Annotated in this window: 22 protein-coding genes and 1 pseudogene; 18 read left to right on the top strand and 5 right to left on the bottom strand. The window is 40.9% G+C overall.

All coding sequences use genetic code 11. The annotated features are described in order from the left end of the window. Positions 1 to 38: 38 nt before the first annotated feature. Complete coding sequence (locus NYE65_RS02755; RefSeq protein WP_340862082.1) at positions 39 to 1328, top strand: NCS2 family permease; 1290 nt, start codon at positions 39 to 41, stop codon at positions 1326 to 1328. 156 nt (positions 1329 to 1484) lie between these two features. On the opposite strand, the pseudogene NYE65_RS02750 reads toward NYE65_RS02755, so the two are convergent. Continuing rightward, positions 1485 to 1673: pseudogene (locus NYE65_RS02750) on the bottom strand (transposase); the annotation flags it as partial. After that, on the bottom strand, positions 1673 to 1798 hold the full coding sequence (locus tag NYE65_RS02745) for a hypothetical protein (RefSeq protein ID WP_255256748.1): 126 nt from the start codon (positions 1796 to 1798) through the stop codon (positions 1673 to 1675). The gene NYE65_RS02745 and the pseudogene NYE65_RS02750, both read right to left, overlap by 1 nt. 299 nt (positions 1799 to 2097) lie before the next feature. On the opposite strand from NYE65_RS02745, the gene NYE65_RS02740 reads away from it, so the two are divergent. The 6 genes from NYE65_RS02740 (at position 2098) to lysA (ending at position 8371) form a co-directional block, all read left to right on the top strand. After that, positions 2098 to 3446, top strand: a protein-coding gene (locus NYE65_RS02740; protein WP_340859554.1) for an IS3 family transposase whose coding sequence is annotated in 2 segments (ribosomal slippage) — positions 2098 to 2557 and positions 2557 to 3446 — 1350 coding nt in all. Because the reading frame shifts where the segments join, the coding sequence is not laid out codon by codon here. Between the two features lie 200 nt (positions 3447 to 3646). Continuing rightward, positions 3647 to 4264, top strand: coding sequence for a stage V sporulation protein AA (locus NYE65_RS02735; protein WP_063590672.1), 618 nt, complete (start codon positions 3647 to 3649; stop codon positions 4262 to 4264). Continuing rightward, positions 4254 to 4676 carry a stage V sporulation protein AB gene (locus NYE65_RS02730; protein ID WP_034308131.1) on the top strand — a complete coding sequence of 141 codons (423 nt, stop codon included), beginning with the start codon at positions 4254 to 4256 and terminating at the stop codon, positions 4674 to 4676. The genes NYE65_RS02735 and NYE65_RS02730 overlap by 11 nt, the downstream gene beginning before the upstream one ends. Before the next feature lie 42 nt (positions 4677 to 4718). Further along, positions 4719 to 5324, top strand: a complete 606-nt coding sequence (locus NYE65_RS02725) for a stage V sporulation protein AE (protein ID WP_264641427.1) — start codon at positions 4719 to 4721, stop codon at positions 5322 to 5324. Then, positions 5305 to 6771, top strand: a complete 1467-nt coding sequence (locus NYE65_RS02720) for a spore germination protein (RefSeq protein WP_340862081.1) — start codon at positions 5305 to 5307, stop codon at positions 6769 to 6771. Before NYE65_RS02725 ends, NYE65_RS02720 begins: the two co-directional genes overlap by 20 nt. 271 nt (positions 6772 to 7042) lie before the next feature. Next, positions 7043 to 8371, top strand: a complete 1329-nt coding sequence (lysA, locus tag NYE65_RS02715; RefSeq protein WP_340862080.1) for a diaminopimelate decarboxylase — start codon at positions 7043 to 7045, stop codon at positions 8369 to 8371. Between the two features lie 366 nt (positions 8372 to 8737). On the opposite strand, the gene NYE65_RS02710 is transcribed toward lysA, so the two are convergent. Continuing rightward, positions 8738 to 9598, bottom strand: a complete 861-nt coding sequence (locus tag NYE65_RS02710; protein ID WP_412762705.1) for a DUF1002 domain-containing protein — start codon at positions 9596 to 9598, stop codon at positions 8738 to 8740. 586 nt (positions 9599 to 10184) lie between these two features. Here NYE65_RS02710 and NYE65_RS02705 point away from each other — a divergent pair. Continuing rightward, positions 10185 to 10529 carry a GNAT family N-acetyltransferase gene (locus tag NYE65_RS02705; RefSeq protein WP_034308124.1) on the top strand — a complete coding sequence of 115 codons (345 nt, stop codon included), beginning with the start codon at positions 10185 to 10187 and terminating at the stop codon, positions 10527 to 10529. A gap of 28 nt (positions 10530 to 10557) precedes the next feature. Here the strand turns inward: NYE65_RS02705 and NYE65_RS02700 are convergent, their stop codons facing one another. Further along, positions 10558 to 11094, bottom strand: coding sequence for a DUF309 domain-containing protein (locus NYE65_RS02700; protein ID WP_340859796.1), 537 nt, complete (start codon positions 11092 to 11094; stop codon positions 10558 to 10560). Positions 11095 to 11259: 165 nt separating this feature from the next. Next, entirely contained in the window at positions 11260 to 11352 is a 93-nt protein-coding gene (locus tag NYE65_RS02695; RefSeq protein ID WP_072273196.1) for a YjcZ family sporulation protein, read from the bottom strand. 215 nt (positions 11353 to 11567) lie between these two features. On the opposite strand from NYE65_RS02695, the gene NYE65_RS02690 reads away from it, so the two are divergent. From NYE65_RS02690 to NYE65_RS02645, 10 genes are all read left to right on the top strand, one after another. Then, positions 11568 to 12335, top strand: coding sequence for a segregation/condensation protein A (locus tag NYE65_RS02690; RefSeq protein ID WP_264638996.1), 768 nt, complete (start codon positions 11568 to 11570; stop codon positions 12333 to 12335). Next, positions 12322 to 12903, top strand: coding sequence for an SMC-Scp complex subunit ScpB (scpB, locus tag NYE65_RS02685; protein WP_034308120.1), 582 nt, complete (start codon positions 12322 to 12324; stop codon positions 12901 to 12903). Before NYE65_RS02690 ends, scpB begins: the two co-directional genes overlap by 14 nt. Before the next feature lie 55 nt (positions 12904 to 12958). Then, a complete protein-coding gene (locus NYE65_RS02680) occupies positions 12959 to 13375 on the top strand; it encodes a hypothetical protein (RefSeq protein WP_034308118.1) in 417 nt (138 codons plus the stop codon). Positions 13376 to 13397: 22 nt separating this feature from the next. Continuing rightward, positions 13398 to 13886 (top strand): YpuI family protein, encoded by a 489-nt coding sequence (locus NYE65_RS02675; protein ID WP_034308117.1) that lies wholly within the window; start codon positions 13398 to 13400, stop codon positions 13884 to 13886. A 119-nt stretch (positions 13887 to 14005) separates the two neighbouring features. Next, entirely contained in the window at positions 14006 to 14881 is an 876-nt protein-coding gene (locus NYE65_RS02670; protein WP_057278753.1) for a superoxide dismutase, read from the top strand. Positions 14882 to 15323: 442 nt separating this feature from the next. Further along, positions 15324 to 15887, top strand: coding sequence for an alkyl hydroperoxide reductase subunit C (gene ahpC / locus NYE65_RS02665; RefSeq protein ID WP_034308115.1), 564 nt, complete (start codon positions 15324 to 15326; stop codon positions 15885 to 15887). A 178-nt stretch (positions 15888 to 16065) separates the two neighbouring features. After that, positions 16066 to 17712, top strand: a complete 1647-nt coding sequence (locus NYE65_RS02660) for an FAD-dependent oxidoreductase (protein WP_063575725.1) — start codon at positions 16066 to 16068, stop codon at positions 17710 to 17712. Positions 17713 to 17869: 157 nt separating this feature from the next. Next, the gene (locus NYE65_RS02655; protein WP_340859786.1) at positions 17870 to 19030 is read left to right on the top strand and encodes a D-alanyl-D-alanine carboxypeptidase family protein; all 1161 of its coding nucleotides are present in this window, start codon (positions 17870 to 17872) and stop codon (positions 19028 to 19030) included. Next, positions 19023 to 19616: a nucleoside recognition domain-containing protein gene (locus NYE65_RS02650; protein ID WP_063575727.1), complete on the top strand. Its 594-nt coding sequence runs from the start codon at positions 19023 to 19025 to the stop codon at positions 19614 to 19616. The genes NYE65_RS02655 and NYE65_RS02650 overlap by 8 nt, the downstream gene beginning before the upstream one ends. Positions 19617 to 19630: 14 nt before the next feature. After that, complete coding sequence (locus NYE65_RS02645) at positions 19631 to 20158, top strand: spore maturation protein (protein ID WP_376708005.1); 528 nt, start codon at positions 19631 to 19633, stop codon at positions 20156 to 20158. Positions 20159 to 20260 lie beyond the last annotated feature (102 nt).

Below are 20260 nucleotides of genomic sequence, written 5' to 3'. Positions count from 1 at the left end.
CGGTGATTCCTTTAGATCTGGAGGTCTAAAATATGTTTATGGAAAAGTTTTTCTCCCTGAAAGAAAATGGGACGGATGTCCGTACAGAAGTCATGGCGGGTGTTACGACATTTTTAACTATGGTTTATATCCTCATTGTGAATCCGGCTTTATTGTCTTCAATCGGGATTCCATTTGAACAAGTTTTCATGGCAACGGTCATATCAGCGGTGATTGGTACCCTAATCATGGGGCTCGTTGCAAAATACCCGATTGCGATAGCACCAGGGATGGGCTTGAATGCTTATTTTGCCAGCGTGGTGGGGGCACAGGGCCTTTCATACCAGACCGTATTCGGTACGGTTTTCATTGCTGGTTTGCTATTTCTATTAATTAGCGTGACTAGCTTGCGTAAAATGATAATTGATGCGATTCCTAACTCATTAAAATACGGCATCACATCCGGAATTGGTTTATTCATTGCGTTTATCGGATTGAAAAATGCTGGAATCATAGTGCCAAATGAATCAACGATGGTGACGCTTGGCGATTTACATCAGCCAGGAACCGTTTTAGCGTTAGCGGGCTTATTCATTACCTTGATTTTTATGGCCCGTAATATAAAAGGGGCCATTTTCATTGGCATGATCGTTACGGCAATCATTGGCTACTTTATCGGTTTGCTCGACATCGATGGGGTCTTATCTGTACCTCCGACACCGGTATTTTTCGATATCGATATCGCTGGGGTCTTCACGAATTCTTTATATTCAATTGTCTTCGCCTTTTTACTTGTGACGATCTTCGATACGACAGGCACCTTGATTGGCGTGACAGAACAGGCAGGACTAACGAAGGATGGGAAAATCCCTCGTGCCAAGAAAGCTTTTTTAGGTGATGCGATTGCGACTACAGTCGGCTCGATGTTTGGTACAAGCCCATCGACTGCCTATGTGGAATCGAGTACGGGAGTGGCTGCAGGCGGACGTACGGGATTGACCGCTACTGTCGTGGCCATCTTGTTTGCTGTATCGATTTTCTTTTCTCCATTGATATCGGCAATTTCTTCCGTTCAGGCAATCACAGCACCCGTTTTGATCATCGTGGGATGTTTCATGATGGAAGGTCTGGCTAAAGTCAATTGGAAACTTTTTGATGAGGCATTTCCGGCATTTGCGATCATTTTAACGATGCCGCTTACTTCAAGTATATCTACAGGGATTGCAATTGGGTTCATCACATATCCCCTAATGAAGGTATTCAGCGGAAAAGGAAAATCGGTACATCCGCTCATATATATTTTTGGATTGATATTTTTGGTTCAGCTGATTTTCTTCCCCACCCATTAATAGTTGAATGTAAACCAAAAAGACATCTCTGACATTGCAGGTGTCTCAGTTTGTAGGCAAAAGGGGTTCGGAATTGAAAAATTCCGAACCCCTTTTAAAATTCCCTTTGAAATTTTGACCAAAGGTTAAGAGATTTGGGCTCTTCGAGTCACTATGTTACGGGATTTTAGGACCTTGCCATGTCCACGTGGCCATCTTCTTTAAATTAATGGCAGCGAAAGTAAGCATCGCTTGCATCAACAATTTTTTAAGTCCCTTTAAAGTTATCCAACGCATACAATGCTTTTCTTTTGCATCTGCGAATACATGCTCAATCGTTTCTTTACGTTTCGCATATAAAGGTTTTACATCTTGATGATGACTGGATCAATGGAAGCCTCCATTTTACGAACCAAATGGTTCGCCGGCACCAGTTGATCTAAAGTAATCATTTCAAGTTGATCTCGTTGAAGATGATGTTTCGAAAGCATCCTCATCACCTCAAATTTTAATAGATCTATTTTAAAACAAAAAAGACTGTAGGCAAAAGGAGTTCTATCCAAATTTTCAAACATAGTTGATTGGAGCGGGTGTGCGAGACTCCTGCGGGAATAGCGAGTCCAGGGAGACCCCGCAGGCGCAAATACGCCGAGGGCGGACCGCCCGCGGAAAGCGATTGCCCTACGTTCCAATCAACGTCCAAGTTTGCACAAAAAAAAAAAACTGTAGTCAATCTCTGAACTGCCCCGTAAATGTTAGACACCAAACTAACATTTACGGGGTGTTTTTTATGGCTAATTTTTCTGCCGAACAGAAAATATTCATTACACGACTTTACCTTGAAGGAAAGCACAGCTATATGGATCTTCAAAAAATATTTGAAGTTTCGTATCAAATGATTCAAGGATGGGTTCGTTTATACCAAATTCAAGGAGTCGATGGATTTAAGAAATCCTATACAAGTTATTCTACGGAGTTTAAAATGGATGTACTTAATTATATGAATGAAACGGGTATATCTTCTTACGACGCAGCCGCAAGGTTTAATATTTCATCTCCAGCGCTAATTCGGACATGGAGAATAAATGTTAATGCCTATGGATTAGATGCCCTAATTTCTAAGAAAAAGGGGAGACCATCCATGAAAAAAGATATCAATCCATCCAAACAAATTGAAGGTTCGGTTAAAGAGCTTGAAGAACGAATTAAACAACTGGAAATGGAGAATGCGTATTTAAAAAAGTTAAATACTTTAGTTCAAATGCAGGAAAAATTACAACCCAAATCAAAGCGCAAGTAATTTATGAACTAAAGTCCATTTATGAGGTTGTGGCCTTAATTAAAGTCGCTGATATTCCACGTAGCACGTACTATTATTGGGAAAAACGCTTGAATCGAGAAGATAAGTATTCGAAGGTAAAAGCCACTATTCAGTCTATCTATCATGAACATAAAGGACGTTACGGTTATCGTCGTATCACAAAAGAGTTAAAAAAATATGGGTTTTCTCACAATCCAAAGACCATCAACCGCCTCATGAATGAAATGGGCGTAAAATGTTTAGTCCGTATGAAAAAGTATCGTTCGTATAAGGGGCGTGTTGGTCGAATTGCCCCCCATATTTTACAACGTGATTTTCAAGCTGAGAAAATGAATCAAAAATGGGTAACAGACGTAACGGAATTTCATTTATTTGGGGAGAAACGTTACCTATCCCCTATCCTTGATTTATGTAATGGTGAAATTATTGCCTACAAAGTGATGAAACGCCCTGTTTATAAACTTGTTGGAGATATGTTAGATGAGGCGATTAAACACCTAAAACCAGAAGATACGGTCATCCTCCATTCGGATCAAGGGTGGCATTATCAAATGAAGAAGTATCAAAAAACCTTAAAAGATTCCCGCATTATACAAAGCATGTCCCGTAAGGGAAATTGTTTAGATAACGCAGTCATTGAAAACTTTTTTGGCTTGTTAAAGTCTGAATTGCTTTATCTCCAAGAGTTTGAAAGTATGGAGCACTTTGAAAAGGAATTAGATGATTATATTCATTACTATAACCACAAACGAATGAAGGTAAAATTAAAAGACCTGAGTCCGATAGAATACCGAACTCAGGTCTTAGAAGCTGCTTAAATTATATGTCTAACTTTATTGGGTCAGATCACTCGTTTTTAATCGAATTTGTTTACAGTTTGAGACATGCTGTCATTGCAGCGTGTCTTTTTTTGGTTTCAAATTAGTAATATTTGGACATGGTTCACTTTCTGCATTTTCAAACTGCTTCCAATCCATACTACTAGCATAAGGAAATAAAAGGTCGGGATGTGATGATAATGGCAGTTGTATATATCAGGATGAGGAACCGTGTACAAGCAAAGGGAAATCAAACGGTGAGGATAAAAGATATTGCAAGGATAATTGGACCTGAAGAAGTAATTACCAAAATTGAAGAAATCATATTATTAACGGTCAAGAAGGAAGATAAGAATATTATTGTCATTGATTTAGCTCAAGTTATCATGGCCATCCGCAAGGTGGATCCGACTATTGAAGTGGAAACATTCGGCCCTTCCCAAACGATCATCGAAGTCATCCTCTCGAAAAAGAAAATGTCATACCTGACATTCGCTTTAGTTTGGTTTTTGTTATTTGTCGGCGGCGGGATGACGATCATGAATTTTCATGTGGATGTCAGCATGGGGGAAGTGCATCAAAAAATCTTTACTATAATAACGGGAAAAGTGGAAGATAAGCCGTTATTGATCCAAATCCCATATAGCTTCGGCCTTGGTATGGGCATGATTCTATTTTTTAATCATTTCTTTAAAAAACGCTTCAATGAGGAACCTAGTCCGCTCGAGGTTGAAATGTTCAACTATCAGCAGGATTTGGACCGTTATGTAATCATGAATGAAAATAAGGAAAACGTGCGCCACCTTGATGACCGGTAAAATCATCTTCGGAATCTTTGTCGGTTTAGCCGGGGGGTTTGCAACAGGTGCCGGTTTTGTAGCGTTTTTAACTGTACTTGGGGTGATTCCAAGACTGACTCAGCTGACAAAAACAATGAAAATGATACATTACTATGAAGGAGCCATCATTGCCGGAGTTGTCGCAGGAACATGGTTAGGATTACAGGAAACGGAACTTTCCCTTCCGCATTTTCTTTTAATTCCGATCGGTTTGGCTGACGGGATATTTAATGGGATGCTTGCGGCTGCCTTAACTGAAGTCCTGAATGTATTTCCAGTTCTTTCAAAACGAATCGGAATTCAAGAGAAGATCATTTATTTGTTAATGGCACTCGTATTGGGGAAAATAGCCGGATCATTATTCCAATGGATTTATTTTGTCGACTTATAAGTGTAAGAGGTAACTATTCCTGATGATGAAAGGTGGCCCAAGATGGTGACCAAACGAAAAGTGATATTGATTACGGATGGAGATGAGTATGCAAAACGGGCTGTCGAGCATGTAGCCAAGGAAATAGGGGGAAGATGTATCTCCATGTCCCAAGGTAATCCATCACGATATACGGGGTTGGAGTTAGTTGAATTAATAAAAAAGGCGAAGTATGATCCTGTATTGGTCATGTTTGATGATAGCGGTTTTATAGGAGAAGGATCAGGCGAACAGGCAATGAAGGTAGTTGCCGGACACCCTGATATTGATGTCCTTGGCGTGATAGCGGTCGCTTCAAAGACTAGAAGGGAAGAGTGGACCAAGGTGGATATCTGTATTGACCGTGATGGTAATTTGACAGCGAACGGGGTTGATAAATACGGCGCCGAGGAATTTGAGCTGGGCAAGATAACAGGAGATACGGTGTATTGCATCGATCAATTACATGTTCCCATAGTAGTTGGGATAGGGGATATCGGAAAAATGTCCCATCAGGACGATTTTAAAAGAGGAGCACCGATAACGAAGCTAGCGGTGGAAATCATATTGGAAAGGAGTGGTCATGGTGACTTCAGAAAAACCTCAAAACATGATGCCGATTCCGAGTAGGGTAGAGGAAGTTGACGCATACATGGAAGAGAAAGTAGGTCTAGGCGTCAGCTTTGACTTAGGAGTAAGAAAGATAAAGGTCTTAAGAAAAGATGTACATCTTTACTATATAAACGGGCTGACGGATACGGAGTACATCATTGATATCCTCGATTCTCTCATTCATAACAAAAATGCCGATATCGTGTCTACTAAAGTTTTTGATGTAGTCAAAGACTTGCTCGTACACCAATCAGTTCAGGAAATAAAGACGATGGATGAGCTTGTTGATCAGGTATTATCCGGTTTAATCGTCGTTGTTGTTGATGGTAAACCAATAGGACTGGTCGTGGATGTCAGGAGTTATCCCGGGAGACAGCCAGTAGAACCCGATACCGAAAAAGTCGTCCGTGGATCAAGGGATGGTTTTGTCGAGAATATCATCATCAACACGGCGATAACCAGACGAAGAATCCGGGATGAAAGATTACGTTTCGAAATGCTGCATGTGGGGGAACGATCGAAATCGGATATATCCATCGGCTACATTAAAGATATTGCCGATCCGGATTTAATAGAAATCGTTCGAAAGGAATTGAATAATATTGAGGTTGATGGCATAACGATGTCTGATAAAACGATCGAAGAGTTCATCGTAAAGCAAAGGTATAACCCATATCCGCTTGTCAGATATACGGAACGGGCTGATGTGGCGGCAACGCATTTGCTTGAGGGCCATGTCCTTATTTATGTGGATACCTCACCGAGTGTCATCATTACCCCGTCCACCCTTTTCCATCACATGCAACACGCCGAGGAGTATCGGCAGGCACCTGCCGTCGGGACCTTGGTGCGCTGGGTCCGTTTTCTCGGGATTTTCGTTTCGTTATTCTTGCTGCCGATATGGTTATTGTTCTGTTTAGAGCCTTCCCTCCTGCCGGAGAAGCTCGAGTTTATCGGGCCGAATGAAAAAACACATATACCCATTGTGATCCAAATCTTCATTTCCGATATTGGGATAGAATTTTTAAGGATGGCAGCCGTCCATACCCCGACCCCGCTTTCGACGGCAATGGGCTTGGTTGCTGCAGTTTTGATAGGACAGATAGCGATAGATGTTGGCCTATTTGTTCCTGAAGTGGTTCTCTACGCTTCCGTAGCGACAATAGGTACATTTGTCACTCCGAGTTTAGAACTAGGAGTTGCAAATAAAATTACCCGTTTAGCACTGATAGTCTTGGTCGCATTATTTAAAGTGCCTGGCTTAGTCATAGGCATCACACTCTATTTGATCATGCTCACTAGTATAAAAACATTAAATACACCTTATTTATGGCCGCTTCTCCCGTTTCAGCCGAAGGCCTTGTCACATATAATATTAAGAAGACCTTATCCTGGTACTATAGAACGTCCGAGCATTGTACATCCCCAAGATCTATATAGACAGCCGAGAAAATCTAAAGGTTGATGTTGTCGAAAAGTTGTGGTAATTTATTTTTATTCGGATAAAGCGATAAAGTTGGGCTTCACAAAGAGATAAAGCTACTATGGCTCTTTGGAGTTTAAACCAATCTGTCTTTACCTTCGAACTACTAAGCAGTCATAGAGAACAATATTTACATGGGATAATTGATTCGGATGAGGCTGGATCATATAGAGGACCCTTTACAGCAGGTTTTCTTTATTTGAGGCTGCCTCATTTATTATTAATAGTTTTAAGTCAGGAAGGTGAGGCTATCATGCATTTGTACGGAACCGGCGGTGTCAATGAACGTGGACATCTGGAGATTGGCGGAGTGGACACGATCGAATTGATCGAACAATTTGGTACACCATTATATGTTTATGATGTAGAGTTAATTCGCGAACGGGCGAGGGGGTTCAAGAGAACTTTTGAGGAATTGGGGGTTTCAGCACAAGTTGCTTACGCAAGTAAGGCCTTTTCTTCGATTGCCATGATTCAGTTGGCTGAGCAAGAGGGACTGTCTCTCGATGTTGTCTCAGCTGGGGAATTATATACGGCAATTAAGGCAAATTTCCCAACAGAACGGATTCACTTCCATGGAAATAACAAAAGTGAAGAAGAGCTACATATGGCTTTGGATCATGACATTGGCTGTATAGTAGTCGATAATTTTTCAGAGTTGACACTGTTGGAAGAAATTTGTACAAACCGTGAACAAAAGGTGAAAATCCTTCTTCGTGTAACACCGGGTATTGAAGCCCATACGCATGATTATATTTTGACAGGGCAAGAAGATTCGAAATTTGGTTTTGATCTTATTAACGGCCAGGCAGAAGCTGCCCTTCGACAAGCGCTTCATAGTGGTTTTCTGGAAGTTCTTGGATTACACTGCCATATCGGTTCCCAAATCTTTCAAACGACCGGTTTCCTTCTGGCAGCCCAAAAAATTATCGGCAAGCTGAGTGATTGGCACGATTCGGTAGGGTTTCAACCACAGGTATTGAATCTCGGAGGGGGATTCGGGATTCGGTATACACAAGAGGACGACCCGCTACCGGCGTCTCAATATGTTGAGGAGATCGTTAGGGAAGTGCAGAACCTGATTGCTGATTCTGATTTAGTGATGCCTGAAATCTGGATCGAACCTGGCCGTTCATTGGTCGGAGACGCCGGTGTGACACTGTACAAGGTGGGTTCTGAAAAGGAAGTTCCTAATGTCCGTAAATATGTTGCCGTAGATGGGGGCATGAGTGATAATATACGTCCCGCTCTTTACGAAGCAAAATATGATGCCATTCTTGCAAACCGGCCGCTCGACCCTGTGGAAGAGACAGTGTCCATTGCCGGCAAATGCTGTGAAAGCGGAGATATGTTGATTTGGGATTTACCATTGCCAAAAGCCGGCCGCGGTGATGTCTTGGCGGTATTTTGTACAGGGGCATATGGATATTCCATGTCGAATAATTACAATCGCATTCCGAGACCGGCTGTCGTCTTTGCCGAAAAGGGAGAAGCCCGGTTGGTCATCAAACGCGAAACTTACGAAGATCTTATCCATTTGGACTTGGCCCTTCATGAAGCGGCAGTCGTCAATAAAGAATAGAAAAAAGGATGGCATTGGCCATCCTTTCAGTTTGTAAATAAAAGGGCTTTGGAAAACGTAACTTTGCTCAAATGATGTTCCCGAACCAAATAACCAATAGCAATACCTTAAAGACCTCAGGAATTGTTTCTATCTAAACTTTATATAGTTAATTAGAACGGAAGGGACGAGACTCCTGCGGAAAAAGCGCGTCAAAAGGAGACCCGCAGGCGCAATAGCGCCGAGGGCGGACCGCCCGCGGAAAGCGAGTGCCTGCAGTGGAACTCAACGGTCAAATTGTCCAGGCATAAAAATAGACAAACTCGATTTTCATCGAGTTTGTCTACGTCTGAAAGGATGGCATTGGCCATCCTTTTTTTATTTGAATCAGCTGAAAAGTGATTTGATTGCGTCTATTAAACTACTGAACACTTCTTTCAATTTATCCAGAAATGATTGACCCTCTTCGGATTCAAGAAAATTGGAAAGTTTATCTTTAGCTGCAGTCAGCTGATCACCGACAGCGTTCCAATCAATATTCAATTCTTTTAGCTTATTGAATAAATCAATTAAACTTTGTACTTGATCTTCATTTAAGGCGATTCCAAGGTCTTTTGCTGAAGACTCGACAACCTCGCGGACCTCTTCAGTATTGGCTGGTGGATTTGCAGCCATTTCCTCTTTGATTTTCGTAACAAGTGCAGAGGCTTCTTCCGTACCGATTTCGTCACCCAATTTTGCTGTTTTCACCATTTCTTCATTCGCTGCCTGTTTCACATTTTCAGGAATCTTCTTGTCGGCAGATATTTCATAGGCTTTAATGACTCCTGTCAAAGCCGCTGTACCGGAAACGGGTATAGGTGCGGTGACATAAACGGTAGCATCTTTTACTCCTGCAGTAGCCAGTGCATTGATATACATTTCATCGGAAACCCAGTTAATGTTTTTCGACTCCAGTTTAAGACCGGTACCTTTTTCCTCCAAAGTAATCGCAGAGGATGAAATCGCTTTTGTACCGATTAGACGGCTAGCGATATAGTCTCCTAAGTATTCATGTTCCTCCGCATTTGTAACGGTTAAAACCTCAACATCATTTGGTGCTTTCATTTCTGATAAAATCATATTTTTTTGTTCATTTGTCAAATTCTCACCAAGTGTGACGATCATTTCACCAACAGCTGCATCTGCAAAAGCCTTATATGGCAATAATAGACATAATAAAATGGTTACAATGACCCATTTATTCATTTTTTTCATGATAATCCTCCTTAACTTTCCTGCTGAATTGGGAATCTTTCATTTAAAGGGCGGCACTTTAAATCAGATTCATAGTATTTGACGAAACAAAGGCTAAAAAAGATACATATATTCCTGAAAAAAATTTATAGCCAAATAGCTACGTTCATTTTAACGAAGAAGTTGGGTGTATCTTTGTCTTTTATACCTAAGATGGCACTCTATGAACCTAGATCACTTTACCAATGTAGTAAAATTGAAGCAAGATTGCAAGGATATTTGTCAGATTGTGTTAAGTTATAGTAGAATGAATTCGTTATTTAAATATTTGGACCATTCATAAAGGGAGTATGGGATGAGGAAAAGTAATAAGACTCTTTTACTTATGATGCTTATTATCGCTTTGATATGGGGAATCGTATACTGGCTGTTTATCGCTTAGCACATAGCCCGTTGATAAATCAAGTGCTGAAAGTGATGTTGAAACGAACGGGATTTTTATGTATGATGTAAATGTTATATGTGAGGATTATTATTCAAAGCAAATTAATTGGAAACAGGAAGATAATAAAAACGTTATTTAGTAACGAGGGATATTATGTTGATTAAGTATAAGAAAAGTTATGAGAAGTTTGCCATGGGATTATTATCTTTCATGCCAAATGAAAAAGAGATAAAAACGCTTCGGAATACGATGAAGAATTATGAAACGGATGAAAACCTACAGCTGTTCTTATGGAAAGATGAAGAGATTACGGGCCTGATCGGTATAGAAGTCTCTCCAACCCACATTGAGATACAACATATATCTGTAAATCCATCCTTCCGGAAGCAAGGTATCGGTAAAACGATGGTCAGGGCCATCAAGGAGCAATATCCTGACAAAGAATTAAAAGCAAATGAGTTTACGGAAAGCTTTCTTGACAGGTGTGAAGATTTCTGAATATGAAAGCTTGAATGGAGGATCGCCTTTAAGGGCGGTCCTCCATTCTTGTTTTTCGAAGGGATAGCTGTCGAGCCCTTTCTGAAATGACATCCGAACGGTCACGCATTAGGTGCTTATCAACTATCGATGTATTGGTCATGTCGCTATCCGCACCCCATATGGATCCTTCTCGCGAACACATGGATTGGCATTTTTCGATCAGTCTTTGATCCGATATTGGCAGATTGATGCTTTTATATGGCTTTTGTGATAACATTCGCTCATGGGTATCCTCGAGCAATTTGAACAGTCGTTCTGGATCGAGTCCCAACTTCAGGAGCTCGGCCTTTTTTAGGTGGAGATTTGCCAAGGCTTTAGACAGGGTCCTTGCAGCCCCTTTTTTGTTTCCCCTGCGATCATGATACAGGGCAACCGCAATCTGAATGAGCCCGACCCAATGAGAGTCACGCTCTTTTGGTGCGGTTTCCTTCCAATATTCTTCAAGGATTTCATGACATTCGAAGTAATCCCTCGTTCCATGGAAATGGACAAGGAAAGAAAGGTAGTCTTCCGCGTAAGTCAATAGGAGCACCCCTTTTGTTTGATGGAATCAACTAAGTATGGCAAAAAGCCATTTTCTTATAGCTTAACATCCGCTATGTATACTCACTAAGTTTAGCATAGAATTTTTTCCTGGAAAATAAAGAAAGCTGATTGCAAGGCAATCAGCTGATTCATCAGTCTCCCATTAACACCAAGAAGCACCGACGATAACTAATAAAATGAACAATACTACAATAAACGCGAATCCGCCGCCGTTTCCAAAACCACCTGCACCCATAATGAGTACCTCCTTTGTTCTGCTATTCTTACATTTCCAGGTTATGTTGGATTTCAGAATGTGATTGGGCACCGACCCATTTGACGGTAATCCCAAATAAAAACTTTTCTATGGACAGTAAATTATTATTTGGATAAAGGGCGGCAATCCACTATACTTGATTAGTAAAAGAAATAGGTCTATATCGGCCAATTAGATTTAAATGAGGTAATTTAATGGGTTATAACATAAAAATTGACGCTTTCGAAGGTCCGATGGATTTACTCCTGCATTTGATCAATCGCCTGGAAATAGACATCTACGATATTCCGATGGCTGATATTACAGATCAATACCTAGGTTACATCCATACGATGCAGCATCTGGAATTGGATGTGGCCAGCGAATATCTGGTGATGGCTGCAACACTGCTTGCCATCAAGAGTAAAATGCTGCTTCCAAAGCATGAAGATGAGCAAATGATTGATGAAGATGGTGAAATATTTGAGGAAGATCCACGTGATGAGCTTGTGGAAAAACTATTAGAATATAAAAAGTATAAAAATGCAGCCGAAGAATTTAAAGGGATGGAAGAAGAAAGAAGCTTGATGTTCACCAAACCCCCAAGTGATCTATCTGTTTATATTAAAGAAGCGGAAAGTGATAAACAAGAGTTGAATATAAGTCTATATGATATGTTGGGGGCTCTGCAAAAATTGCTGAGAAGGCAAAAAATTCAAAAGCCGCTTTACACCAAAGTAACGAAACAAGAGATATCGATAGAGAAACGAATGGATGAAATCAAGATTGAGTTACAGTCCATTAAAGGGAAGAAAAGTTTTTTTGAACTGTTTTCGATCCCGGTCAAGGAGCATATCGTCATTACTTTCATGGCGGTGCTGGAACTGATGAAACTTAATGAAATCATCGTTGAACAAGAAGGTAATTTTTCTGAAATCATGATTGCTGCTAAGGAAGGTGTAGAACCAGTTGGAAGTTATTAATTGGAAAGGGATTCTTGAGGCATTATTGTTTGCTGCCGGAGATGAAGGGCTCTCTGTCAAACAAATTGCCTCGGTCCTGGAAATTACGGAATATCAAGCAACGGACATCGTTGAAAGTTTAAAGGAAGAATATGTATCGGATGTACGCGGGATTCAAGTGATCGAAATAGCGGGCGTTTATCAAATGACGACAAAAAAAGAGCACTCGGATTACTTGAAAAGACTAGTCGAAACATCAAGCACTCAAGGCTTATCCCAGGCGGCATTGGAAACACTCGCAATCATTGCTTATAAGCAGCCGATTACTAGAGCTGAAATTGATGAAATACGCGGAGTGAAAACGGAACGCCCCATTCATACACTTGTCACCAAAGTCTTAATTAAAGAGGTCGGACGTGCTGAAGGCTCGGGACGGGCTTATTTATATGGGACAACAAAAGAGTTTTTGGATTACTTCGGCCTGAATTCCATAGATGAATTACCGCCTCTCGCCGATAATTCGGATGATAGCTTTGAAAGTGGTGAAGCCGATTTGTTTTTTGAAAAATTTCAGCAAACAATCGAATAACATTTTTCTTTGAATTGTGATAATATAGAAAAAAATGAATGCGGGGGGATTGCGGGTGCGAATTGTAGCATGCAATGGATTTGGGCTTGAAAAGGAAAAGTCAAATTCACCTGAGGACTTCTTTAATCGATCCGTTATACAATACATAAAGGATGGAGAAGAAAAGACGCTGAATGTACTGTATCTTCGCTATTTTGATGAGATGGTCACTCTCTGGACCCCATATCCCGCCAACCCCCTATTCAAAAGCCCTAACAGAGATATTTATATGGCTGACATCATCGCCATGGTCTGTCTACTCAAAGACCCGGGCCTGGTTAACCGAAAACGAATATATATAAATGCAGAAAAAGAGCTGGCTGGTTATTTCGAAAATATAGATTTTGAAAAATTGGAGAAAGTGTTTATATCTATTGACCAAGCTAAACCATATGATATAGAATCACATGTTGACTATTATATTCAATCTTAATCAATTTGAGGAGGGTTCACGGTTGGGGAATACATTGGTAAAATCTCAGCTTGAGGATGTAAAGGGCTTTTTAGAAACGACAGTGGCTCAACTGGAAGAATTTATAAATGAGACGACCTATTCTAAGCTGCAAGAAGAAAAAAGCGGGGATGAAACCTATTATAAAGGAATCCTTTCAAGTTTAAGAAGAATGCTTGTAAGTTGTGAAGAGGGCTTGGAGGCTTGCCAAATCGTTCTGAAAAATGATGTTTTCAATAAAGCTGCAGCTGAAAAGACGCTTTATAGAGTTTATCATCAATGTATCGAAGAATACTTTTCCCCAAAATCAGATCGGTGGTTTGAGGACAGCAGATCTGCCTATACAGGAAAAAACTCGATTAAATTTCACCAAAGTGTCCCTGACAGCATAATATCCATTCTGAAGGCCGTGGAAAGTGGATTCCAGACCATGCGTGAAGAATTGGAGTTTTATGAAACGGATTACCGGACGAAAATGTTGCAGTCAAGATAATGAAACAGCAAGGCATAATAAGCCTTGCTGTTTTTTTAGCTATAAATGGAATCTCCGCTTAATCGATACATAAAATACTTTGATGATTTATGTGTATGGGAATAGGGGGAGGTTGCAAGATGTCAGAGGTAAAAGATTATGCTAAAGAGGTAAGTGATTGGGTTGATGGAGTGATGGAATATCTTGAGAAGATCGATATCACCGATTCGCCGTTGCTGTCAAATATTGAACGGCTTTCCGGGTTGGCAAAGAATATGGATGAGGAAGAAATGGATTATGAGGATATGGTCCTGATTGAAGAAGAGATGGCTCGGGTCTACGAGGAAATTGAAGAACTCGCTAGAGAATTCAATATACAGGAAAGGCAATCAGTGCCGATTGGGAAGCATACGTTACCGCCGTTACCTTATGCCTATGAAGCGTTGGAACCGACGATCTCAAGGGAAATCATGTATCTGCACCATGATAAGCATCATCAAGCATATGTCGATGGTCTGAATAAAGCGGAATTGATGATGAAAAAAGCGAGAGAAACGAATGATTTTTCCTTGTTGAAACATTGGGAAAAGGAAGCAGCCTTTCATGGATCGGGGCATTATCTCCATACGCTGTTCTGGGAAGTGATGATTCCGGGAGGGGGCGGACAGCCAAGGGGGGATTTACTTAAACAGATTGAGAAGGATTTTGGAAGCTTTGCAGCTTTTAAAAGTCATTTTAGTGAGGCTGCCAAACAAGTAGAAGGTGTTGGCTGGGCGATATTAGTCTGGTCTCCGCGTGCGCGGCGGCTAGAAATACTTCAATCGGAATTGCACATGGTTTTGACCCAGTGGGATACGATCCCAATCCTTGTTCTTGATGTATGGGAACATGCTTATTACCTGCAATATAAAAATAATCGGGCAGGCTATGTGGACAAATGGTGGGACGTTGTAAACTGGCCGAAAATAGCCGTAAGGTTCACCGAAGCGAAAAAGCTTATTTGGAAAAAGCAATAACTGATAAAATATAGAAATGTCTTTGGAGAACCAATTACAACTAAACGGGCCGTCAAGGTTCGTTTTTTTTTGATTGAAATTTCGAAACAAGAATTTTTTAGGGGAAATATGGGAAAGATATGTAGGAGACCTGAAAATTTTATTAGAAAGCGACTTATGATTCTCATTTGGATATTATAATTAGATTGAAAAGGAGAGGAAATCATCTCACGAAATAATGAGCATTTGTCTTAGTTGAAACCTAGAAATAATATTGGAAATGTGTTGAAAATGCTAATTTGAAGTACTATGGGATTTTAAAAATAATTAATTTATATTAATATAAAAACTGTGACCAATTTGTGAACTTAAAAATTATTAAGGTATATTTATTGACTAGTTTCTATTTAATAATTATTATAAACAGGAGCAGATAAAAAAATAGCTATTGGAGGAATTTATTATGTCATTGATCAATAAACAAGTTGAAGATTTTAAAGTACAAGCTTACCATGCAGGAGAATTCAAAGAAGTTACACTTGAAGATGTTAAAGGGAAATGGGCAGTATTCTTTTTCTACCCAGCTGACTTCTCTTTCGTATGTCCAACTGAATTAGCCGATCTTCAAGATAACTATGAAACATTCAAGGAAATTGGTTGTGAAGTTTACTCAGTTTCAACAGATACTCATTTCAGCCACAAAGGATGGGCTGATGCTACTGATACAATCGGTAAAATCCAATATCCAATGTTAGCTGACCCAGCAAACGTTTTATCCCGTCAATTCGGTGTATTGATCGAAGAAGATGGATTGGCTCTACGTGGAACTTTCATTGTAAATCCAGAAGGACAAATTAAAGCATACGAAGTCAATGATTTAGGAATTGGCCGTAATGCCGAAGAACTTGTAAGGAAAGTTCAAGCTGCACAATTCGTAGCGGAACATGGAGATAAAGTTTGCCCTGCAAAATGGACTCCAGGTGAAGATACTCTTGAACCAAGCCTAGACCTTGTAGGTAAACTTTAATTTTTAATGGGAGGGCCCATTTCTACAGGTAATGGACATACCCAGCATTGATTACGATTACTGGACAAATCGTCCGACATGATACAATGACAAAAGGCACTTACCTAAAATAAGTGCCTTTTGTTTTTGAAAATAATCAGTTTAGCACGTTATAATCATTCAGCAAGGAGCACAAAAGATGAAAAAAATATATGATTTATTAATTATTGGCGGCGGTCCTGCAGGCCTCTCAGCCGGTGTTTATGCAGGAAGAGCGAAGCTAAAGACGATAATTCTTGAAAAAGGCACTGGCGGCGGTCAAGCTGCAACTACGTCGGAAATAGCCAATTATCCTGGTATCCGTCATATATCGGGTCCTAGGTTAGTTGAAGAAATGAAGCTTCAAAACGAAGACTTTGGCGTTGAGTTCGCCAAAGCTGATGTAACGGGTGTGGATTTCTCCGGTGAGGTGAAAGTCGTTAAAACCCTTGGCGGTGACTACCATGCACGCGCCGTCATCATTGCAACGGGTGCTTCTCCAAGAACACTAGGATTTCCAGGTGAAGAGGAATTCACTGGCCGCGGTGTAGCTTATTGTTCAACATGTGATGGTGAATTCTTTGAAGGGTTGGAAGTTTTCGTTATCGGGGCAGGATATGCAGCCGCTGAAGAAGCGATATTCCTGACACGTTTTGCTACAAAAGTCACAATCATCGCCCGTGAATCAAGCTTCTCGTGTGCCCCGTCCATTGTTGATAAAGTAATGGCAAATGATAAGATTGAAGTGAAATTCAATACGGAAATCCTTGGGGTTCATGGAGACGGGATGATTCAAAGTGCACGTTTCATCAATAACGTTACCAAAGAAGAATTTGAATATAAGGCGAAGGAAGAAGACAATACGTTTGGCGTATTCGTTTTCATAGGTTACGAGCCGAAAACAGAGATATTCAAGGGCCATATCGAAATGGATGATGCTGGTTACATTTTAACCGATGATGATATGAAGACTAATGTGAATGGTGTCTATGCGGCGGGCGACCTAAGGCCAAAATCCTTGCGCCAGATTATCACAGCTGTATCCGATGGAGCGATTGCAGCAACGGATGCCGGCAAATATATTGAGGAAGAAAAAGATCGCCTGGGAATCAAGGATGAACCTGAAGTTGAAAAACCGGCGAAAAAAGAACAGGCAGCTGTCCCAGCAGGCAAGAGCGCTTTATTAAGTGATGCGTTACGCGGCCAATTAAAGGGAATCTTCGGTAAGATGGAGAGCGACGTTACTATGGTTTCCATTGTCGATGAAAGTTTGCCAAAATCAATAGAATTGCGAGACTTCCTGTTGGATGTTGCGGAATTAGGAGATAAGCTTCATCTTGAGTTATACAACAAAGGGGAAAATGCGGAAATCGAAGAAAAAATCAATGCGGATAAGTTCCCTGTCGTTGCCCTCTTAAATTCAAATGGTGAATACAGTGGCGTCAAATTCCACGGTGTACCAGGCGGCCATGAGTTGAATTCCTTCATTTTGGCCATCTATAACCTGGCTGGACCTGGTCAAGCATTGGATTCAGCCGTATTGAATTCAATTAAGGGAATCAGTAAAAAAGCGAACATTAAGGTCATGGTTTCCTTGTCATGTCACTACTGTCCAGACGTTGTTGTGGGTGCACAGCGCATAGCGATTGAAAACCCTAACGTTGAAGCTGAAATGGTCGATATAAGCAATTTCCAGGAAATCAAGAAGAAATATAAAGTCATGAGCGTGCCGGCCATGATCATCAATGATGAACAAGTGGTATTCGGAGCTAAGAAAATTGATGAAATTGCTGCACTATTAGTATAATAGAACACTAAATCGATAGGAGTCCCTATCGATTTTTTTTTTGGAAAACTTCCCTTGAAAACAGTGGATAACATCAAGGTTTAGATTCTTTTATTCATAACCCTTGTCCCTTTGCATAAACTTGTACAAAAACAAGTAAAGAGACGAGGGGGCACTCATGCGTTTTCTATATAAAGGGTTATCGAGTTTGTGTATCGTCATTCTCCTGTTGTCTTTTATGGCACCTGTACAAAGCGCCTATGCAAATGTATCCGTAAGTGCCCATAGCGCGATTTTAATGGATGAGGATAGCGGAAGGGTCATTTATGAAGTGAATGCTCATGAAAAGAATCGCATAGCAAGCATTACGAAAATAATGACGGCCATCTTGGCTATTGAATCGGGACAGATGGATGAGACAGTGAGGGTGAGCAGCAATGCCTTCGGGACGGAGGGATCTTCCCTTTACTTAAAAGTAGGAGAAAAAATTAAGCTCGAAGATTTGGTATATGGCTTGATGCTTCGTTCAGGTAATGATGCAGCAGTGGCAATCAGCGAAAAGGTTGGCGGAAGCCTGGATGGATTCGTCTGGATGATGAATCAAAAGGCGGAAGAAATAGGGATGACGGATACCCATTTTTCAAATCCACATGGTTTGGATAATACGAAGAACCATTATTCAACCGCCTATGATATGGCCATTCTCACTCGTTATGCCATGCAAAATGAAACGTATGCGAAGATTGCCGGTACAAAGGAACACAGGGCACCTAATTCCACAGAACAATGGGATTATGTATGGAAGAACAAAAATCGCCTACTTACACAATTATATGAGTATTGCACAGGGGGGAAAACAGGGTATACGAAACTAGCAAAACGTACCTTGGTCACGACGGCAACAAAAAACGAGCATGACCTGATTGCTGTGACATTGAATGGTCCGGATGATTGGAATGATCATATTCATATGTACGAATCGGCCTTTAAGGATTATAAGCCAACAGAAATTTTACCCGCAGGCATGGTGGAAAACATGGAAAATAAAATATATAAAGGACATGTCTATATTAAAAAAGATTTTTCATACCCACTGACAAACGAAGAGAGAGAATTGGTCAAAGTGAAAATGAAATTGTTGAAGCCCCAGAAGGCTTGGGATGATAAAAGGAAAATCCCGGAAGTTGTCGGCAGAGCATCCATCTATCTTGATGGGAAGAAAATAGGAACTCGGTCAATTTTTTATGGGGAAGCAAAAGAAAGCTTCAAGCAACAATCATTCCAATCTTCATGGGCTGAAGTATTTGAAGCGGTATTGGGAATCGGACGCAATGGTTAATTACATTTGGGTCGGGATGTTCGTGATCGGTATCGTCTTTGGCATGGTTAATGGAACGATGGATCAGGTCAATGAAGCTCTATTTGTCAGCGCAAAGGAAGCGGTCACCCTTTGCCTGGGACTGATGAGCATACTTGTCTTTTGGCTGGGTTTGATGAAAATTGCGGAGGAATCGGGGCTGTTAGATAAACTATCCAACTTGTTCAAGCCGTTCATGAGATGGCTATTCCCTGAAGTGCCTCCTAATCATCCCGCTATGGGGTATATACTTTCCAATATGATGGCAAACACATTCGGGTTGGGGAATGCAGCTACGCCTCTTGGTATAAAAGCCATGGAACAGCTTAAGAAACTAAATGGAGGAAAAGCAACGGTCAGCCGCTCGATGGTCACTTTTTTAGCAATCAATACCTCAAGCGTAACGTTGATTCCAACCACTGTCATTGCGATCCGCATGAACTACGATGCCCACTCCCCGACGGACATCGTATTTCCGACCATAATAGCAACGGCCATTTCTGCCGTTGGAGGAATCGCGATAGATCGATATTTTTATTACAGGAGAAAGAGGAACGGGAGGGAATAAGGATGTTGCACTGGATGACCACCATTTCAATTTGGATGATACCGGTTTTGATCCTCGGAATATTACTGTATGGCACATTGAAAAGAGTTCCCACCTATGAGACCTTCGTTGAGGGGGGGAAAGAAGGAATCAACATGTCCTTTTCCCTTATTCCTTTCCTGGTAGGGATGCTTGTGGCGATTTCAGTATTTAGGGCATCAGGGGCCTTGGATTTCATTGTACAATCACTAAACCCCTTGCTTTCCCTTCTTCATTTTCCGTCTGAGGTTTTACCCCTTGCGATTATTAGACCAATATCCGGAACAGCGGCTTTAGGAATCACCAGCGACCTGATATCGGTTTATGGACCGGATTCCTTTGTTGGCCGCTTGGCTGCCACGATTCAGGGAAGTACGGATACCACCTTCTATGTATTGACCGTTTATTTTGGAGCCGTCGGAATCAAAAAAATGGGTGATGCCCTTAAGGTCGGCCTTTTGGCAGACTTGATCGGAATCATAGCTGCTGTTATTGTCGTCACACTGGTTTTCGGCATGAATTAAAAGGTAGGGAAATGGACGATTCCATTTCTTTTTTTTTGTCTTTTTTCTTAAAAGCAGCCATCCATTATTAAGGTGTATTCAAACTTTCATCAAAAGAAACAT

Origin of the sequence: Peribacillus sp. FSL R5-0717 (assembly GCF_038002945.1) — a bacterium.
GTDB classification, from domain to species: Bacteria; Bacillota; Bacilli; order Bacillales; family DSM-1321; genus Peribacillus; species Peribacillus frigoritolerans.
The sequence above is the reverse complement of the archived record's forward strand: the minus strand, read 5'-3'. Positions and strand labels throughout refer to the sequence as shown.

Excerpts from the sequence above, each read along its gene's own strand:
- NYE65_RS02660 (WP_063575725.1), top strand. The coding sequence starts at position 16,066 with ATGAAAAAAATATATGATTTATTAATTATTGGCGGCGGTCCTGCAGGC.
- NYE65_RS02650 (WP_063575727.1), top strand. The coding sequence starts at position 19,023 with ATGGTTAATTACATTTGGGTCGGGATGTTCGTGATCGGTATCGTCTTT.
- NYE65_RS02690 (WP_264638996.1), top strand. The coding sequence starts at position 11,568 with ATGGGTTATAACATAAAAATTGACGCTTTCGAAGGTCCGATGGATTTA.
- NYE65_RS02720 (WP_340862081.1), top strand. The coding sequence starts at position 5,305 with ATGATGCCGATTCCGAGTAGGGTAGAGGAAGTTGACGCATACATGGAA.
- NYE65_RS02705 (WP_034308124.1), top strand. The coding sequence starts at position 10,185 with ATGTTGATTAAGTATAAGAAAAGTTATGAGAAGTTTGCCATGGGATTA.
- NYE65_RS02735 (WP_063590672.1), top strand. The coding sequence starts at position 3,647 with ATGGCAGTTGTATATATCAGGATGAGGAACCGTGTACAAGCAAAGGGA.
- NYE65_RS02725 (WP_264641427.1), top strand. The coding sequence starts at position 4,719 with ATGGTGACCAAACGAAAAGTGATATTGATTACGGATGGAGATGAGTAT.
- lysA (WP_340862080.1), top strand. The coding sequence starts at position 7,043 with ATGCATTTGTACGGAACCGGCGGTGTCAATGAACGTGGACATCTGGAG.
- NYE65_RS02710 (WP_412762705.1), bottom strand. The coding sequence starts at position 9,598 with ATGAATAAATGGGTCATTGTAACCATTTTATTATGTCTATTATTGCCA.
- NYE65_RS02695 (WP_072273196.1), bottom strand. The coding sequence starts at position 11,352 with ATGGGTGCAGGTGGTTTTGGAAACGGCGGCGGATTCGCGTTTATTGTA.
- NYE65_RS02645 (WP_376708005.1), top strand. The coding sequence starts at position 19,631 with ATGACCACCATTTCAATTTGGATGATACCGGTTTTGATCCTCGGAATA.
- NYE65_RS02655 (WP_340859786.1), top strand. The coding sequence starts at position 17,870 with ATGCGTTTTCTATATAAAGGGTTATCGAGTTTGTGTATCGTCATTCTC.
- NYE65_RS02730 (WP_034308131.1), top strand. The coding sequence starts at position 4,254 with ATGACCGGTAAAATCATCTTCGGAATCTTTGTCGGTTTAGCCGGGGGG.
- NYE65_RS02670 (WP_057278753.1), top strand. The coding sequence starts at position 14,006 with ATGTCAGAGGTAAAAGATTATGCTAAAGAGGTAAGTGATTGGGTTGAT.
- NYE65_RS02755 (WP_340862082.1), top strand. The coding sequence starts at position 39 with ATGGAAAAGTTTTTCTCCCTGAAAGAAAATGGGACGGATGTCCGTACA.
- NYE65_RS02745 (WP_255256748.1), bottom strand. The coding sequence starts at position 1,798 with ATGCTTTCGAAACATCATCTTCAACGAGATCAACTTGAAATGATTACT.
- ahpC (WP_034308115.1), top strand. The coding sequence starts at position 15,324 with ATGTCATTGATCAATAAACAAGTTGAAGATTTTAAAGTACAAGCTTAC.